This is a genomic window from uncultured Odoribacter sp., from assembly GCF_937966165.1.
GTDB lineage: Bacteria > Bacteroidota > Bacteroidia > Bacteroidales > Marinifilaceae > Culturomica.
Window position 1 is genome coordinate 24,312 of sequence record NZ_CALCLB010000025.1, and the last position, 17,724, is coordinate 42,035.

Sequence of the window (17,724 nt, forward strand, 5' to 3'; positions counted from 1 at the left end):
AAAATACATTCAACTTTTAAATATTTTAATTTCATTGTTTTTAATTTACGTTACTTTTAAAGAAAAGATTGCTGCTTCCCCGGAAGAATAGCGGAATTTGAAAATAGACGGATTTATTCTATCTTTTGAATTATAATTCCTCCTGAAAAAAGGTAATATTTATTACTTTTGTTAAAATTTAATTTCAATTTGTATTAAAATAAACTGTGTATGAAAAAATTATTTTTAGGTCTGTGTCTGATTCTATCATTGACAACGTTTGCACAGAAAAAAGAGTGGCTTGATCCGGAAGTAAATGCGATCAACCGGGTTCCTGCCCGAACTGCTTATTTTGCATATCCTTGTGTAAAATGTGCTGTTGCTGGTGTGAAGGAAAAGGCATCTAATTTTATGTCTTTGAATGGAAAGTGGAAATTTAACTGGGTAAAAGATCTGACTGACCGGCCAGTGAATTTTTACAAAACGGATTTCGAAGACAAAAATTGGGAGGATTTTCCGGTTCCTGGTTTATGGGAATTAAACGGACACGGAGATCCGATTTACAGGAATGCGGGTTATGCCTGGTCCAATCAATTTCGTCCAAATCCTCCAATGGTAGAAACTAAAAATAATCATGTCGGTTCTTATCGGAAAACGATCGTCTTCCCTTCTGACTGGAAGGGACAACAGGTATATTTGCATGTCGGGTCTGCTACTTCTAATTTATATGTATGGGTAAACGGGCAATTTGTAGGATACAGTGAAGACAGTAAAATGGCAGCAGAGTTTGATATTACGAAATATCTGAAGCCGGGGGAAAATTTGATTGCGATGCAAGTTTATCGCTGGTGTGATGGGAGTTATTTGGAGGACCAGGATTTTTGGCGTCTGTCCGGAATCGGCCGGGATGTTTATTTATATGCCCGTAATCCTGTCCATATTGAAGATTTATTCATTGTGCCGGATTTGGATGCAGCTTATAAGGACGGGCAATTGAATATTACTGCAACTTTGAACCGGAAGGCCCCGCTTGAAGTGGACTTCGACTTATATGATCCTCAGGGAAAACAGCTGGAACAGATAAAAGGCCGTCCCAATAGCAAAGGACAGATAAATGCCGTCGTTCGTGTAAATGAGCCTTTAAAATGGACCGCAGAGACTCCTGTACTTTATACCTTGAATACTGTTTTAAAAGACCGGTCCGGGAAAGTTCTGGAAGTTATCCCGCAGAAAGTTGGGTTCCGTAAAATTGAGTTAGACCGGGAAGCCGGACAAATTCTGATAAATGGGAAACCCGTTTTATTCAAAGGAGCTGACCGGCATGAAATGGATCCTTTAAGTGGTTATTGGGTGACAAAAGACCGGATGATAGAGGATATCCGCATTATGAAGGAAAATAATCTCAATGCGGTAAGGACTTGTCATTATCCGGATTCTCCCCTTTGGTATGAATTGTGTGATGAATATGGAATTTATGTCGTTTGTGAAGCCAATATAGAGTCCCACGGAATGGGATATGGTGAAAAGACTTTGGCTAAAAATCCTTCTTATGCATTAGCTCATTTGGAGAGAAATCAAAGAATGGTAGAAAACTTTAAAAATCATCCTTCCATCATCTTTTGGTCTTTAGGAAATGAAGCCGGAGACGGTCCTAATTTCGAAGCTTGCTATAAATGGATTAAAGAAAGGGATAATAGCCGGGCGGTGCAATATGAACGAGCCGGCAGAAAACCGCATACGGATATCGTATGTCCGATGTATGCCGATTTGGAATGGATGGAAAATTATGCCAGGGATACGCAGCAATATCGCCCTTTAATTCAGTGTGAATATGCTCATGCCATGGGAAATTCCCAGGGAGGATTCAAAGAATATTGGGATTTAATCCGTCAATATCCGAAATTACAAGGTGGTTTTATCTGGGATTTTGTGGATCAGGCTTTTCGGGCTTATACCAAAGAGGGAAAAATGATTTATGCTTACGGAGGAGATTATAACTCTTACGATGCTTCAGACAATAATTTCAATTGCAACGGATTGATAAGTCCCGACCGTGTACCTAATCCTCATATGTATGAAGTACAAAAGGTATATCAGTCCATATGGACTACGCCCGTAGATATCCGGAAAGGAGAAGTGAAAATATACAATGAAAATTTCTTTACGGATTTATCTGATTATTACCTGGAATGGCAATTGGTGGAAGATGGAGTTGTTATCCGTCAGGGAACTGTCGACAATCTGGAAGTGGAGCCGCAGGAGGCCAAAGTAGTGAGCCTGGGGTATGAAGAATCGGATTTGCCAGAGGGGCAGGAATTATTATTAAATGTAAATTATAAACTGAAAAGGAGCAAACAATTACTGGAAGCGGGTTATATAGTTGCCAGGGAACAGTTGCCGATAAAGGAATACGATGCTTTCAGTGCAGCTATTGAAGAAGGGAAGACGAATGTAAGCATATATGAAGATATCGTCCATCTTGTATTGGTGGGAGAAGAAGTGACGGTTATATTTAATAAAAACTCAGGTTGGCTGGAAAGCATTTCTTTAAATGGATTGGAAATGTTGGAATCTGGTTTTGCTTTATGTCCTAATTTCTGGAGGGCTCCTACTGATAACGATATGGGGGCCAATCTGCACCGGAAATTTGCAGATTGGAAAAAACCGGAGATGAAGAAACAGGAAATGAAAGCCGAAGCAAAAGGAAAAAATGCTGTGGTGACTGTTGTCTACGATATGCCTGATATGTCGGCTTCTTTGACGATGACTTACGAAATGAATGTTGCGGGAGAAATAAAAGTGAAAGAGGAAATGAGCGTAGATAAAACAAAGGAAAAAATGCCGTATTTGTTCCGTTATGGAATGCAGCTGGTGATGCCGCAGCATTTCGATCGTATCGATTATTATGGAAGAGGGCCGGTAGAAAACTATGCGGACCGTAAATATTCCCAGCATATCGGACGTTATCGTCAATTGGTAAAAGATCAGTACTATCCTTATATCCGCCCGCAAGAGTCCGGGACAAAGTCGGATATTCGCTGGTGGAAGGTTTTGGATATAGACGGAAGGGGACTTATGATTCGTTCCGATAAGCCTTTCTCTGCTTCTGCTTTGAATTTTTTGCAGGAAGATTTAGATGACGGATTTCATAAAGATCAGAGGCATTCCGGGGAATTGGAACCCCGGAAACTGACAGCCGTTTCTTTTGATCTCCGGCAGATGGGTTTAGGGTGTATTAATAGTTGGGGCGCCTGGCCTTTGCCTCCTTATCTATTGCCTTATGATAATTATACATTTGATTTTGTACTGGCTCCGGTGAGGAAAAAATAAAAAAAAGCGGCTGAAACCAGCCGCTTTTTTTATCGTCAGAGAGTTCAATATTTATGTTCTGAGTCGTTAACTTCCTGAATATTCATTGGTTTACGGGTCATTGCCCGCCATACATACCAGATATAGAGGATAATAATGGGAATAATCAGGGAAACATAAGACATAGCCTTCAGGGTGTATTCAGAAGAAGAGGCATTGTAAATTGTCAAAGAAGAAGCCGGATCTGCATTAGAAGGATAAAAAGCCGTATTATTGAAACCTGCTATAATAAAAAGGGAAATAACTGTTAATATTGTTCCCGGGGCTGCAAACCATATTCCTTTTTTCCATTGGGGGCAAGCCAGTGTTTTAAAAATGCCGATAAGTACTCCTATTACTCCGATAATGAAAATAAAGGTATTTACAGGCATTTCGAGCAGATTATAAAAATATTTATAAGGGACCAGTCCTACGTTACCGTTCTGGAGGATTCCATATCCTTCTCCTGTGAATATAAAAGCGAGAAACAAAAGGAAAGTAATCAGAAAAGGAATCATATTATACCACAATTGTTTATGGCATCTTTCCTGAATGTTGGCATCGTCCAGATTGGTTATAAAATAGAGGCAAGCCATTGTCCGTGCCAGGAAAAAGACAGCAAATGCCAGTAGATAATTGGTAAAAACAAAAAGAGCGTCCAGGCCTCTCCAGGGAGTAAGCCATTCTACTTGGTGCAGTGGACTGAGGCGGAAAGGAGAACCGGTGAAAAAAGTAGCTACGGCGGCTCCGAGCAAGAGCGGGCCTGCATAACCGTTGATCATCAAAAACACTTCGTAAGTACGGCTTCCTAAAAAATTACGGGGTTTACTCCGGTATTCGAAGGATACGGCCTGAAATACAAAGCAGAAAAGGATCAACATCCATACCCCATAAGCTCCTCCGAAACTGGTGGAATAGAATAAAGGAAAACTGGCAAAAAAAGCGCCTCCAAAGACGACCAAAGTCGTAAAAGTGAGTTCCCATTTATTTCCCAGGCTATTGACCAGCAAATCGCGTTCTCCTTTGGTTTTTCCAAGCGTATAAAGCATACTTTGTCCGCCTTGGACAAATAAGAGGAATACCAGGGCTCCGGCCAGAATGGAGATAAGTATCCACCAATAATGTTGCAAAATATATAATGACATAATATTGAATTTTTTGAGTGATTATTATCCGTTTTCAGAGAGGGGATTTCCTTACCTTCTCATCCCATTTTAGGTCCTTTTTTAATTTGGGAAAACATAATTCCTATTTCAGCAATTAACAAAACAGTAAAAAGTATAGCGAACATCCAGAAAGTAGTAACAACCCAGCCGGATGCAATGCGGGTAATCGCTACATTCACCGGCATCAGGTTTTGTACGATCCAGGGTTGACGTCCTACTTCTGCAACGATCCATCCGCATTGAGAAGCTATATATGCCAGAGGAATACAAATAATAGCCAGATAAGGGATAAATTTGAATTTTTCGAATTTACGTTTTTTGGCGTACCACCAGCTCAGGATAAAAAGAGCTACAAATAGCAATCCCAGTCCCACCATGATCCGGAAACTATAGTACACAAGCGGGATGGGGGGGATGGCATCGTAGGGAGATGCCAGATAACCATAACCGATATCGCTGTAATTTTCTTTTAATATTTGGTAAGAACTATCTGCTTTTTCCTTATTTCGTTCTTGTATCGCCTGTTTGTAGGTTGTCAGGGCCTCTATTGCTTTACTTCCGTTTGCCATTCGTTGTTCTACCGAGGGATAGGTAATGCCTTCGTAAGACGTATAACCGTCCAGGATATTTTGTATGCCGGGCACATAGGCATCCGTATCTCTATAACTCATAAAAGACAATAATTTAGGAATGGTAATGCCATATCGGGTAGCTTTCATCCGGGGAGACGGTAAAGCGGAATCTTCCTCGAGGAAGCCGATAACCGTAAGGCCAACCCCGTTTCCTCCTTCATTTAAGCCTTCCATTGCTGCCAACTTCATCGGTTGGGTACGAGTGACATCCTGAGCACTGGTATCTCCTGTAAAAATAGTGGCTATAATACTCAGGATTCCGAATACTGAACCGATTAAAATACTTTTACGGGCAAATTCCAGATTCCGTTTTTTCAGTATAAACCATGCACTCACTCCCACTACAAAGCAAGCAGAAAGAGTATAGGCGGATGTGACAGTATGAAAAAATTTGTTCATAGCTGTGGGTGAAAATAGCACTTCCCAGAAATTATCCATTTCATTCCGTGCCGTGAGAGGATTGAAATCGGTTCCTACCGGATTTTGCATCCAGGCATTTGCCACCAGGATCCATAAGGCCGAGATATTGGCACCTAAAAAGACCATCCAGGTAGAAAAAAGATGGAATTTTTTACCTACTTTATTCCACCCTAAGAACATAACAGCAAAAAAGGTGGCTTCCAAAAAGAAAGCAAATAAACCTTCTATGGCAAGAGGGGCTCCGAAAATATCACCGACAAACCAGGAATAATTAGACCAGTTCGAGCCGAATTGGAATTCCAGGATCAGTCCTGTTGCGATACCTATCGCGAAATTGATCGCAAAAAGTTTCATCCAGAACTTTGTTGCATGTAACCATTCTTCTTTACCGGTGCGAACCCACATCGTCTCCATAACAGCCAATAAAAAAGAAAGCCCTAAAGTTAGCGGGACAAACATGTAATGGTAAATGGCTGTCATGGCAAATTGCCAACGAGACCATTCCACCAGGGATGTAGAAGAAATTTCGTATAACATAAATTTAAGGTTTAGTAATTAATTCGTTTAATACGTGGTTACTTTTTTCTTTATCTGTTGTATAATTCGTGTTCAGGTAGTTGGGCATGAGAAACAATTTGAAAACTAAAAACAGAATGAGGAGTTTACAGACAACGATGATACACAGAATGCGTGCCCAGCGGGGCATATAGCGAAAACCTTCATAATATAGCATCCAGGCGCGTCTTAACATAGCAAATTATATCTCTACTTAAAACGAAATAAAGTTAGGAAAGTTTTTGAAAAATATCTATTTTTTTTAATTTGAATTAATTTAGTTTTTTATGTCTTGATATTTCTTTAATTTTGACAATCTAAGTCGTTCTAACGGGCAATCATCCGGCAGGAAGGGATAAAGGCTGGATTAAAGATGGAATTATGAATAATTTCGGCAAATATTTTTTGGGTTTTATCGGCATAGTATGTGTGGGATTATTTTGCTGGTATTTTTCTTCTATTATCGCCTATGTTTTGATTGCCGCTGTTATTTCTTTTTTAGGAAGACCGATTATTGATTTTCTGGGAAGGGTAAAAATCCGGGGAAAGGAATTACATAACGGGTTAAAGGCTGCATTGACGTTACTGGCACTGTGGGCTCTTTTTATACTTTTCATGGTGACAATCATTCCGTTGGTAACCCATGAATTTCAGAATATAGGCAATATCAGTGTCGAAAGTGTGATGAATAAACTGGAATCTCCCGTAGAGGATATTTCCAGAGTATTAAAGCACTATGGCCTGATTGAAATGGATGACGATATTGAACAATCTGTTTCGAATAGCCTGAGTTCTTTGGTGAGTGTCACCCAAATAAAAACGATATTCGGTTCTTTGGCTAATACCATCAGCGACATTTTTGTTGCATTGTTTTCCATTACTTTTATTTCTTTCTTTTTTCTGAAAGACAGCCGTCTGTTTAGTGGTATGGTTTTAGCTTTGTTACCGGCTAAATATGAGGAAGGGGGACGGAATGCTTTGGATTCGATTCAGAAGCTACTGGTACGCTATTTTGTCGGAATGTTTTTTGAAGTATTGGGTGTAATGACATTGAATACGCTGGGATTATGGATGGTGGGATTAAGTTTTTCGAATGCAATTGTCATTGGTTTGGTCTCCGGAGTATTGAATGTAATTCCTTACATTGGACCGATTATCGGAGTTGTTTTCGGAGTTGTTGTGGGGATTGTGTTACACATTGACCTGCCTTTTTATACGGATTTGTTGCCTTTATTGATTTATATGGTGATCGCGATGTTAATTACGCAGTTAATTGATAATGTGGTATTCCAGCCTTTTATTTACGGGAGTAGCGTGCATGCTCACCCCTTGGAAATATTTTTAGTGATCTTATTGGCAGGCAATTTAGCGGGCATCCCCGGTATGATTTTAGCTATTCCTTCTTATACGGTACTTCGTGTAATTCTGAGGGAATTTTTCAATAAATATAAATTGGTTAAAAAGATAACGCAAAGTCTGGATGAATAAGGGAATTCTGTTTATACTGCTCCTTCTGGGTTGTCTGACTGCATCCGCACAGTATGGAGGTGATCTGATATTGGGCGGGAGGATTAATTATGTGGGAGGAGGTAAAATTGTTACTCCCGATCACCAACGGGTTAATACCGGATTTACATTAAAAGTGGCCCCTTCTTTGGCCTATTTTATCCGGAATGGAATAGCTGTGGGAGTAATTACCGGTTATGAGTTTATGAAAGACAGAAGGGGACATCAGAATACCGGGGAGATTTTGCCTTTTTTGCGTTATGATGTAGGAGGAGGTGTCATTCGTTTTTTTGTACAATTAGAAAGCGGATGTGGATGGGGGAAAAGTCATTTGAAGGATGGGGCGGATGGAAAGCATTTCTTATGGACAACAAATCTGAAACCGGGTTTGTATATTCGGATAACCGATCATTGGGCGGCAGAAGCTACTTTTAGCTGCCTGCAATATAAGCATGTCAAGGCTACGGATCTGCAATCAGGAGAATCTGTGGTGCGTGACAAATGGGATTTTACCTGGCTGGATATCAGTTTCGGAGTAGCTGCTATTTTTAAGCTATGATTTTTTAATGAGAATCTCCCTCCGGGATATTGGAATGCCGGAGGGAGAGGGTTCATCTTTATGAAATCAATTGTTTTTCTCTTTTTCAGATTGCAATATTTTGTGAAGAGTTTTGACTTTCTTTTGTTTTTTAGAAGCCAGATTCTTTTTTTCTCCTTTGTCTTTTGCCAGGTTGTACAGTTGTGGTTCTTTACTGTTTCCCAGTTCGATATTGGTCAGTTTGCTGTAGGCGGGTCCGTTACTGGGAACAATGTATTTCCAATTGTTCAACAGTATGGATAGAATATCTGCTGATTCAATAAGATAATTCCTGCCTTGTAAATCTTTTCCCAAAAAAGCTGCGAGGTAATTCTGACTGTCGGGTGCAGCTCTGTTGGGTAAAGTAACTTGTAAAAGAGATGCAAAGGATGCTATCAGATCGATGTGTGAAACTAAGGCCTCAGAGACTTTTCCGGTTTCTATTTTTCCGGGCCAGCGGATGACCATCGGTATGCAAGTGCCGGCTTCAAAAGCACTGTATTTCCCTCCCCGGAAAGGTCCCCAGGGACGGTGATCTCCCAAAAGTGCTGCGGCCTGGTCTTGATAACCGTCGTCGACAACGGGACCATTATCACTCGTTACAATGACAATTGTATTGTCTGTCAGATCCAGTTCTTCCAGTGTGCGGGTAATTTCTCCTACGCTCCAATCAAATTGAAGCAATACATCTCCCCGGGGGCCCATCCCGCTTTTACCTCTGAAGCGGGGATGCGGGACCCGGGGAACATGGGCGTCATTTGTTCCGAAATACAGGAAAAAAGGACGGTCTTTGTTTTTCCGGATAAATTCTACTGCATGAGAAGTAATACTGTCTGCTATATTTTCGTCTTTCCAAAGCGCTTTTTTACCTCCTTTCATATAACCGATACGTCCGATCCCGTTTACAATGGCTTGATTATGCCCGTGATTGGGACTTGCTTTCATCACGGTCAGCATTTCGGGATGATCTTTGGCAAGTGGTTCTCCGGGGAAAGGAGTTTTGTAGCTCACGGCGATCGGGTCCTGGGGATCCAGATTTACAACCCTCTGGTTTTCTACGAATACACAAGGAACACGATCTCCTGTTGCAGCCATAAGATAAGAATAGTCAAAACCGATATCTGCCGGCCCCGGACTGATAAAGCCGTTCCAATCCTGGGTCCCGGTTTTATCCCCCAGGCCAAGATGCCATTTCCCTATCGCTCCCGTAACATAACCACAAGATTGAAACAGATCGGCCAGGGTGTATTGTTCCGGTCGGATAATCATACCGGCATCTCCGGGAGCAATGCCCGTATCGTTACGTCTCCAGGCATAGTGTCCGGTGAGTAAAGAATAACGGGCAGGTGTGCTGGTAGAAGCTACTGCATGAGCATTCGTAAAGCGTAAACCTTGCTGGGCTAATGTATCTACATGCGGAGTATGAATCGTTTTTTCCCCGTTACAACTTAAATCTCCGTATCCGATATCGTCCGCCAGAATAATTATTACATTAGGACGTTCCGGATCCCTCTCTTGCGCTATCAGAGAAGGACAGGAAGAACATACTGTTGTAAATAATAATAAACTTTTGAATGTATGCATAGCAGTTATTTAAATGAATAATTTGCAGTGAACTTAAAATTTTTATACGGCTGAAAGTCGGCATATAAAAATATATTAAGTATGTAAAAGTCGGAAATTAATTCATTATGTACAATGCCTGAAGGAAAAATCTGGAGTATTAAGCTGTTTTTGTTTGTTCTGAGATCCATCATTCAGCAAAATAAAGAGGTAAAAAAAGCCCGGAATTACCCGGGCTTTTACAGCTTTTTTTAGATTAAGGCAATCTTTAAAACCTCTTCGATTGTATCCGCATAGTGGAATTTTAATCCTTTCAAATATTCCTTTTTGATATCTTCTATATCTTTCCGGTTTTCACTGCAAAGGATAATCTCTTTTATGCCGGCCCGTTTGGCGGCTAAGATTTTTTCACGTATTCCTCCTACGGGCAATACTTTTCCTCTCAGTGTAATCTCGCCTGTCATAGCGAGGGCTTTTTTTACTTTTTTCCCGGTAAGGGAAGACACTAATGAAGTGACCATTGTTACTCCTGCTGAAGGTCCGTCTTTGGGAACAGCTCCTGCAGGAACGTGAACGTGAATATCTTTATTATCGAAAATATTTTCATCTATACCGATCTCTTTGGTATGGGATTTAATATATTCCAAAGCCAGAGTAGCGGATTCTTTCATTACGTCTCCGAGATTTCCCGTTAAAGTTAGATGACCTTTCCCTTTACTATAGCTGGATTCCACGAACAGGATTTCTCCTCCTACGGCTGTCCAGGCAAGTCCTGTGACGACTCCCGGCAGATCATTACCTTGGTATTCTTCCCGTGAAAAGATAGGGGAACCCAGGTATTCTTTTACTTTACCCGCATCCAATGTGAGATGGAATTTTTTATTCATCGCCACTTTACGGGCAATTTGCCGGATGATTTTAGCAATGAGTTTATCCAGACTTCTCACCCCGGATTCACGGGTATATTTTTCGATAATCATATCGATAATTTCATCCGGGAAATCGATATGGCTTTTACTTACCCCATGGTTTTCGAGTTGCTTGGGAATAAGATGCCTTTTGGCTATTTCCCTTTTCTCCTCGAGTAAATAACCGCTTACTTCTATGATTTCCATACGGTCTCTCAGCGGAGGGGCAATGGTGGAAATATCGTTAGCCGTTGCGATAAACATAACTTTGGATAAATCATAGTCTATATCCAGGAAATTATCGTGAAAATTCGTATTCTGTTCCGGATCCAATACTTCCAGTAAAGCGGACTGGGGATCTCCCCGGAAATCATTTCCCACTTTATCTATTTCGTCCAGGATAAAAACCGGATTGGAAGTCCCCGCCTTTTTTATACTCTGGATAATACGTCCCGGCATTGCACCGATATAGGTTTTCCGGTGACCCCGGATTTCCGATTCATCATGAAGGCCTCCCAGCGACATACGGACAAATTCCCGTCCTATCGCCTTGGCTACAGATTTTCCTAAAGACGTTTTTCCCACTCCCGGAGGACCGTATAAGCAGAGGATAGGGGATTTCATATCGGCTTTTAATTTTAAAACAGCCAGGTATTCCAATATCCGGTCTTTGACTTTTTCCAGTCCATAATGGTCTGCATCCAGAATTTCTTTGGCATGCTCCAAATCCAGGTTGTCCTCTGAATAATGATTCCAGGGTAAATCGATCAATTCCCTCAGATAATTCGATTGTACGGAATAATCCGGGGAAGCCGGGTTTAAACGTTTCAGCTTATTGAGTTCTTTTTCAAAAATCTCTTTTACGGACTCACTCCATTCTTTTTGTCTTCCTTTTTCTTCTAACTCCTTGATTTCTTCATCTACAGGATTTCCACCCAATTCGTCCTGAATGGTTTTCATCTGCTGATGTAAAAAATACTCCCTTTGCTGTTTATCAATGTCGATTTTTACTTTTTTCTGGATATCGTTTTTCAGTTCCAGTAAACTGACTTGTTTACTGAGGATTTCCAGTAGTTTGATTGCACGTTGTTTTAAACTGTCAATTTCCAGTAATTCCTGTTTACTTCTATATTCCACATCTGTATTGGAAGATATGAAATTAATCAGGAACAGCATGCTTTCAATATTTTTCAGAGCAAATCCGGCTTCATTCGGAATATGACTGGAATATTTGACAATTTTAGTGGCCATTTCTTTTAAAGATTCGGCAATCGCATTGTATTCCGGGTCGTTTTCCGACATCCGTTCCTCTTGTTTAATCAGGATCTTACCTACATGGTAAGGATCGTCGTAGAGGACATCTTCCAGTAAAAAACGTTTTTTCCCTTGAATGATAGCAGTCGTTGTGCCATCTGGCATTTCCAGAATTTTCAATATAGAAGCAATTGTACCAATTTTGAATAAATCGTCCATTTTCGGATTTTCAGTATTGGTATCCTTCTGTGCAATCACTCCGATAAGCGCATTTTGCTTGTACGCATACCTGATTAATTTAAGGGATTTGTCTCTGCCGATATTAATAGGAATAACTACTCCCGGAAATAAAACGGTATTCCGAAGCGGTAAAATTGGCAGTGTGTCAGGTATGTTGAGGTTATCATTCAATAATTCTTTTTCATCCCCAAGTATCGGTAAAAATTCCGAAGATTCCTCTGTAATCTCATCCAGCAGCATGTTTCTGAAATCTATTTTATTCATTTAATCTCTCCTTCTCAATTTTAGTTATTACAGAATTTATAGATGATATAACTGACATTTTGTCAATATAGCACATATATAAGTTGTCTTCCTATATAGGGCAATTCCCGTGCCAAAGTTCTGCCCGTGCAAGAAGTACGTTAGTTTGAAAAAAATGTGATGGAATGCCTTTATGTTTTTAGAGGGGAAATCGTAAATATTTTTGATTTTTAGAACATTTATATATATTTTTTGTGTATAATTTGTTGTATTGAAAATGATTTCACAGATTTACTTAAAGGATTACCCCTAATTAGATAAGAAAAATTAATCAGTCAGTTGGAATTTCAGTTTTGAAAAAAAGAGTAAAGAGAGAAGGTTAGCTGTTGCAGTTTACAGTTCAGGATTTTGCCGGAAAAAGGAGTATAAAAAAGCCGGCCGAAAAGTAAAACTTCCGGTCGGCTTTTCTTTATTTTATCCAGAATATTTATTTTTTTCTGTTTTCCATATGAGCTTTGTACCGGTTCATAAATTTGTCCACACGGCCAGCGGTGTCAACCAATTTAATTTTACCCGTATAGAACGGATGTGAAGAATTGGAAATTTCCAATTTCACCAGCGGATATTCAATACCATCAATTTCAATCGTTTCTTTTGTTGCAGCGGTTGATTTGGTAATAGTAGTCGTTCCGTTAGACATATCTTTAAACGCTACCAGTCTGTAATTTTCAGGATGTATGCCCTTTTTCATTTCGTATATAAATTTTATTATTATTTCTTGTATTAACGGCTTGCAAAGATAGCTCATTCATTATAAATTACAAAGAAAATGGAAAATAATTTTATGTCGGAGAAAAGGTATTTCATTAAAGGAAATGAATTCCGGCGGGGACAGCAGGCAAGTTTTCATTTAAAAATATTACTTTAGAGCCCGAATAGAAAGTGTTATGATGATTCCAGAACTATGTCAATTATTTTGGGAGGCAAACGGGGAGAAAGCGGAAGAAATGGTTGAATTTCCCTCTTCCGGTTCAAACCGGAAGTATTTTAGAGTAAAGAGTTGGCATTTTAGCCGTATCGGTGTATGGGGGGCCTCTCCGCAGGAAAACCGGGCTTTTATTTATTTGTCAACCCATTTGCGTAAACAGGGATTACCCGTGCCGGAAGTGTACGGACATACGGACGATTATACCTATTATCTGCAGGAAGATTTGGGAGATCTGCTTTTGTTTGATGCCTTGGCGGAAGCGCGGAAAACCGGGAAGTATATGGAGCAGGACTATTTTTTATTGCAAAAGACGATACGCTTGCTCCCGGTTTTACAGTTTCGGGGGGTGGAAAATCTCGATTTTACTCGTTGTTATCCTCGTCCTGAATTTGACCGGAGGTCTTTGTTCTGGGATCTCAATTATTTTAAGTATTGTTTTTTAAAAACTTCCGGAATAGAGTTTTCCGAAGATAAATTGGAAGATGATTTTAATAGATTAGCTGATACTTTGTTGGGGGAAACTTTCCATACATTTATGTACCGGGATTTTCAATCCAGAAATGTAATGTTAAAAGAAGGAGAGCCTTTTTTTATTGATTTTCAGGGAGGACGGAAAGGACCTCTCTATTATGATGTTGCTTCTTTTTTATGGCAGGCGAAAGCTAATTATCCGGAGAAGTTGCGTGCGGCTTTGCTGGACGATTATTTAGAGGCATTGCAGGCTTTTACACCTGTGGACCGGGAGGCTTTTAAAAAACGGCTGCGGTATTTTGTGTTGTTTCGGTTGTTGCAAGTATTGGGTGCATACGGTTTTCGGGGGTATTTTGAGAAGAAACGGCATTTTATAGAAAGTATACCTTTTGCTATTTCAAATTTAAAGAATTTATTGAGGAAAGGTTTTCCCGAGTATCCTTATTTGGATAAAATTCTGAGAGATGTATGTGACAGAGGCGAAAATGTAGAAGAGGAAGCTGAAAATGGTTTGACTGTACATGTTTACAGTTTTTCGTACCGGAAAGGTATTCCGGAGGACCCGTCGGGTAACGGCGGAGGTTTTGTTTTTGATTGCCGGGCGACGCATAATCCCGGTAAATATGAGGCTTATAAATGCCTGACGGGCTTAGATGAACCGGTCATTCGTTTTTTGGAGGAAGACGGAGAAATTTTCCGCTTCCTGGAAGCTGTATATGCTTTGGTGGAAGCTTCAGTCCTCCGTTACCGGCAAAGGGGATTTACGAGCCTTATGGTTAGTTTCGGTTGTACTGGCGGGCAGCATCGTTCTGTATATTGTGCCCAACATCTGGCTGAACATTTATACAAAAAATTAGGAGTGACGGTGCATTTGGTACACCGGGAAAGAGGTATAGAACAAAGTTTTAAAGCACTTTTATGAAAGCTATGATATTGGCAGCGGGTTTGGGGACACGTTTACGGCCTTTGACCGATAATTGTCCTAAAGCATTGGTAAAAGTAGGGGATAAATCCCTGTTGGAACATTTGATTTGTAAAATGAGGGAAGCGGGTTTTGATCATCTGGTTATTAATATACATCATTTCGGGCAACAAATTATCGATTTTTTAAAAGTCCGTCAGAATTTTGGGATTCACATAGATATTTCAGATGAAAGAGGAGAATTATTGGATACGGGGGGAGGAATAAAGAAAGCGGGTTCCTTTTTGGAAGGAAAAGAGCCTTTTCTTGTTCATAATGTAGATGTCGTTTCAGATTTGGATTTAAAGAATTTTTGGGAGGAGCATTGTGCTTCGGGTGCAGTCGCTTCTTTGTTTCTTGGACAGAGAGATACGGCTCGCTATCTTTTATTCGACAGACAATTCCGTTTAAGGGGTTGGGAAAATTGTAAGACAGGAGAATTGAAGTTCACGGATAAGGGGGAGGGTACAGAGGATTACCGGCGGTATGCTTTCAATGGAATTCATGTATTGTCCCCGGAAATATTTCAACATTTGAAGAACTGGGACGGTACGTTTTCTATTATAGATTTTTATTTAGCTATAGCAGGCAGCACCAGGATACAGGGGTGTTACAAACCGGAAATAAACTGGATAGATATGGGGAAACCCGAAGTATTAGAAAGGGGAGCCCGTTTAATAAAAGAAGGATGGAAAAAGTAAGGAATGCATTATTCCCTTTTTATCGTTTCGGAAATTTATCAGATTGTCCGAAAGTATTACACTTTGTATCTACAGCCGCTAAAAACATCGGTTATCCGGACGATGAATCCGTGGACCGGATGATTACGGCCCGCAGAGAACTGGCTGAAGCGGTAGGTTTTAAGGTGGATGCTTTGTGTTTAGGGCAGCAGGTACATTCGGATCATATCCTGGAGGTAAAACGGAGAGATACTGGCAGAGGAGCGAAGGAAAGGGAGAGCCGGTTCCCGGAAACGGATGCTTTAGTGACAAAGGAGACCGGGATTTGTCTGATGGTGTTGGCAGCCGATTGTGTACCGGTCCTATTATGTGATTCCGTCCGAAGAGTAATAGCGGCTGTGCATGCCGGCTGGAAGGGAACCTTAGCCGGGATAACCGGAAAAACAGCAGAAATGATGCAGGATAAATTCGGATGTCAGGCCTGTGATATTAAAGCGGGAATCGGACCGTCTATCGGAAAATGTTGTTTCGAAGTCGAAGAGGAAGTCGCTACATTATTCCGGCAAAAATTTGAAAATTTTACCGGAATTATGGAAAGAGAAGATACCTTTGGAAAGTGGCATATCGATTTGTGGGAGATTAACCGGAGGCAACTTTTAAAGGCTGGTTTGCAGGAAGGAAACATTGAAATTGCCGGATTATGCACTCAATGCCATACAGATGAATTTTTTTCTTATCGTCATAGCGGTAACAATGCCGGCCGCTTTGGTGCGGGAATTATGTTGTTAACGGATGACGGAAGGGAATAAATATTATTTCCCTAGTTTCAGAAATTGTAAACCGTATTGATAAGTTTTAATAAACTATTATTGAGAATACAGACAAATTGATGATTGTATGTATTCCCAATAATTTTAGGTTAGAAAGCTATTCTCCCCTTATGCGGAAATAACCGGATTACAGATTGGAAATAATTTCTTTAAATAAAGCCGTCATCCGGGGTTGGGCAGTGTTCCCGATATCCTGTACTTCTTCGTGGTTTGTTTTGATCAGTTCGGGGGAAGCTGTACTGTTTGTAATTACAGACATACCGAAACATTCCATATTCATATGGCGGGCCACAATAATTTCAGGAACAGTAGACATCCCGACGGCATCTCCGCCGATAACCCGTATCCAGTTGTATTCTGCCGGAGTTTCGAAAGAAGGACCTTGTAAGCCTGCATATACCCCTTTTCTCAATTGAATGCCTAATTTTTCTCCGGCTTCTTCAGCCATACGGATCAATTCCGGACTATAAGCATTTGTCATACCTGGAAAACGGGGGCCCAATTCATCGATATTTTTACCTCTTAACGGATGTTCCGGAAAAAGATTGATGTGGTCTGTTATAACCATTAAATCTCCTGCCAGGAAATTCGTATTAACGCCTCCGGCAGCATTGGATACAAATAAGCGGGATACGCCCAGTTGATGTAAAACCCGTACAGGAAAAGTGACCTCCTGCATGGGATATCCTTCGTAAAAATGGAACCTGCCCTGCATGGCGATTACGTTTTTACCTCCGAATTTTCCGATGAGTAAATTTCCCTTATGGCCCTGTACGGTAGATACAGGGAAATGAGGAATGGCTGCATAGGGGATAACATGTTTTACTTCTATGGATTTTCCAAGTTCTCCCAAACCGGTCCCTAAAATAATGCCGATGGAATAAGTTTCTTTTTCCAGGAAACGGGAGATATAGGCTGCACTTTCATTTATTTTTTGTAACATAGGCTTTCAGTTCATTTAATAAAACATCCTGTTTATTTAAAAATACCGGTTCTACGGGTATATAAAATAATCTCTTTTTTAGGTCTTCAGGTAAGTCCCATGATTTTAAACGCATGAGATCTTTTTCGGTTGTAAAAAAATATTTGTCCGGGTTGGGAATCGTTTCGAATCTGATGCAAATTTCTTCTATATCTTTAGAGGTGAAACGGTAATGGTCCGGGTATTTTAGTTCTTGAACGTGGGGAGTAATTTTTTTTAAGTAGTTTATATAAGGTGTGGAATTAGCTATACCTGTTAAACAAAGGATAAAAGAATTTTTATCCGGGCAAAGAGGGGTCGCCTTGGCGTTTATATCCCGGATCGGACCGTATTGTTGATGTGTAAAGAATAATTGTTGATAAGGTTTTATTTTCAAATGCTTAGAGAGAATTCTTTTTTCTATGGGGGTAAGTGTTGGGGG

The 17,724-nt window shown here is 40.3% G+C and carries 14 protein-coding genes; 6 read left to right on the plus strand and 8 right to left on the minus strand.

Translation table 11 applies throughout. The features are described from left to right. Nucleotides 1-210: 210 nt before the first annotated feature. The gene (locus tag Q0465_RS10555) at nucleotides 211-3,309 is read left to right on the plus strand and encodes a glycoside hydrolase family 2 TIM barrel-domain containing protein (RefSeq protein WP_298615965.1); all 3,099 of its coding nucleotides are present in this window, start codon (nucleotides 211-213) and stop codon (nucleotides 3,307-3,309) included. A 44-nt stretch (nucleotides 3,310-3,353) separates the two neighbouring features. Here Q0465_RS10555 and cydB read toward each other — a convergent pair whose 3' ends face one another. From cydB to Q0465_RS10570, 3 genes are read right to left on the minus strand one after another with little or no spacing between them, the layout of a single operon-like run. Next, a complete protein-coding gene (gene cydB, locus Q0465_RS10560) occupies nucleotides 3,354-4,472 on the minus strand; it encodes a cytochrome d ubiquinol oxidase subunit II (protein ID WP_298615968.1) in 1,119 nt (372 codons plus the stop codon). Nucleotides 4,473-4,531: 59 nt separating this feature from the next. Continuing rightward, nucleotides 4,532-6,082, minus strand: coding sequence for a cytochrome ubiquinol oxidase subunit I (locus Q0465_RS10565; protein WP_298615970.1), 1,551 nt, complete (start codon nucleotides 6,080-6,082; stop codon nucleotides 4,532-4,534). Nucleotides 6,083-6,086: 4 nt separating this feature from the next. Then, nucleotides 6,087-6,296: a DUF4492 domain-containing protein gene (locus Q0465_RS10570; RefSeq protein ID WP_367274308.1), complete on the minus strand. Its 210-nt coding sequence runs from the start codon at nucleotides 6,294-6,296 to the stop codon at nucleotides 6,087-6,089. A 185-nt stretch (nucleotides 6,297-6,481) separates the two neighbouring features. Between Q0465_RS10570 and Q0465_RS10575 the strand changes: the two genes are divergently transcribed. Both Q0465_RS10575 and Q0465_RS10580 read left to right on the plus strand, forming a co-directional pair. Next, nucleotides 6,482-7,588, plus strand: a complete 1,107-nt coding sequence (locus Q0465_RS10575; RefSeq protein WP_298615972.1) for an AI-2E family transporter — start codon at nucleotides 6,482-6,484, stop codon at nucleotides 7,586-7,588. Continuing rightward, nucleotides 7,581-8,165 (plus strand): hypothetical protein, encoded by a 585-nt coding sequence (locus tag Q0465_RS10580; protein ID WP_298615974.1) that lies wholly within the window; start codon nucleotides 7,581-7,583, stop codon nucleotides 8,163-8,165. The genes Q0465_RS10575 and Q0465_RS10580 overlap by 8 nt, the downstream gene beginning before the upstream one ends. A 66-nt stretch (nucleotides 8,166-8,231) precedes the next feature. Here Q0465_RS10580 and Q0465_RS10585 read toward each other — a convergent pair whose 3' ends face one another. The 3 genes from Q0465_RS10585 to Q0465_RS10595 form a co-directional block, all read right to left on the minus strand. Next, entirely contained in the window at nucleotides 8,232-9,767 is a 1,536-nt protein-coding gene (locus Q0465_RS10585) for an arylsulfatase (RefSeq protein ID WP_298615975.1), read from the minus strand. A gap of 230 nt (nucleotides 9,768-9,997) precedes the next feature. Further along, a complete protein-coding gene (gene lon / locus Q0465_RS10590; RefSeq protein ID WP_298615977.1) occupies nucleotides 9,998-12,412 on the minus strand; it encodes an endopeptidase La in 2,415 nt (804 codons plus the stop codon). Between the two features lie 466 nt (nucleotides 12,413-12,878). Then, complete coding sequence (locus Q0465_RS10595) at nucleotides 12,879-13,142, minus strand: type B 50S ribosomal protein L31 (RefSeq protein ID WP_298615979.1); 264 nt, start codon at nucleotides 13,140-13,142, stop codon at nucleotides 12,879-12,881. Nucleotides 13,143-13,338: 196 nt separating this feature from the next. Between Q0465_RS10595 and Q0465_RS10600 the strand changes: the two genes are divergently transcribed. The 3 genes from Q0465_RS10600 to pgeF are packed head-to-tail and all read left to right on the plus strand — an operon-like array spanning nucleotide 13,339 to nucleotide 16,300. Beyond that, nucleotides 13,339-14,772 carry an RNase adapter RapZ gene (locus tag Q0465_RS10600; protein WP_298615981.1) on the plus strand — a complete coding sequence of 478 codons (1,434 nt, stop codon included), beginning with the start codon at nucleotides 13,339-13,341 and terminating at the stop codon, nucleotides 14,770-14,772. After that, nucleotides 14,769-15,512: a nucleotidyltransferase family protein gene (locus tag Q0465_RS10605; RefSeq protein WP_298615983.1), complete on the plus strand. Its 744-nt coding sequence runs from the start codon at nucleotides 14,769-14,771 to the stop codon at nucleotides 15,510-15,512. The genes Q0465_RS10600 and Q0465_RS10605 overlap by 4 nt, the downstream gene beginning before the upstream one ends. Beyond that, nucleotides 15,500-16,300, plus strand: coding sequence for a peptidoglycan editing factor PgeF (gene pgeF / locus Q0465_RS10610; RefSeq protein ID WP_298615986.1), 801 nt, complete (start codon nucleotides 15,500-15,502; stop codon nucleotides 16,298-16,300). The genes Q0465_RS10605 and pgeF overlap by 13 nt, the downstream gene beginning before the upstream one ends. A gap of 148 nt (nucleotides 16,301-16,448) precedes the next feature. Here pgeF and Q0465_RS10615 read toward each other — a convergent pair whose 3' ends face one another. After that, entirely contained in the window at nucleotides 16,449-17,264 is an 816-nt protein-coding gene (locus Q0465_RS10615; protein WP_298615989.1) for a purine-nucleoside phosphorylase, read from the minus strand. Beyond that, nucleotides 17,245-17,724, minus strand: a 480-nt coding sequence (locus Q0465_RS10620; RefSeq protein ID WP_298615992.1) for a tetraacyldisaccharide 4'-kinase, incomplete at its 5' end; no start/stop codon positions are given. The genes Q0465_RS10620 and Q0465_RS10615, both read right to left, overlap by 20 nt.

Coding starts and splice junctions, on each gene's coding strand:
- cydB (WP_298615968.1), bottom strand. CDS start 4,472: ATGTCATTATATATTTTGCAACATTATTGGTGGATACTTATCTCCATT.
- Q0465_RS10615 (WP_298615989.1), bottom strand. CDS start 17,264: ATGTTACAAAAAATAAATGAAAGTGCAGCCTATATCTCCCGTTTCCTG.
- Q0465_RS10570 (WP_367274308.1), bottom strand. CDS start 6,296: ATGTTAAGACGCGCCTGGATGCTATATTATGAAGGTTTTCGCTATATG.
- Q0465_RS10580 (WP_298615974.1), top strand. CDS start 7,581: ATGAATAAGGGAATTCTGTTTATACTGCTCCTTCTGGGTTGTCTGACT.
- Q0465_RS10555 (WP_298615965.1), top strand. CDS start 211: ATGAAAAAATTATTTTTAGGTCTGTGTCTGATTCTATCATTGACAACG.
- Q0465_RS10585 (WP_298615975.1), bottom strand. CDS start 9,767: ATGCATACATTCAAAAGTTTATTATTATTTACAACAGTATGTTCTTCC.
- Q0465_RS10575 (WP_298615972.1), top strand. CDS start 6,482: ATGAATAATTTCGGCAAATATTTTTTGGGTTTTATCGGCATAGTATGT.
- Q0465_RS10605 (WP_298615983.1), top strand. CDS start 14,769: ATGAAAGCTATGATATTGGCAGCGGGTTTGGGGACACGTTTACGGCCT.
- Q0465_RS10565 (WP_298615970.1), bottom strand. CDS start 6,082: ATGTTATACGAAATTTCTTCTACATCCCTGGTGGAATGGTCTCGTTGG.
- Q0465_RS10595 (WP_298615979.1), bottom strand. CDS start 13,142: ATGAAAAAGGGCATACATCCTGAAAATTACAGACTGGTAGCGTTTAAA.
- lon (WP_298615977.1), bottom strand. CDS start 12,412: ATGAATAAAATAGATTTCAGAAACATGCTGCTGGATGAGATTACAGAG.
- Q0465_RS10600 (WP_298615981.1), top strand. CDS start 13,339: ATGATGATTCCAGAACTATGTCAATTATTTTGGGAGGCAAACGGGGAG.
- pgeF (WP_298615986.1), top strand. CDS start 15,500: ATGGAAAAAGTAAGGAATGCATTATTCCCTTTTTATCGTTTCGGAAAT.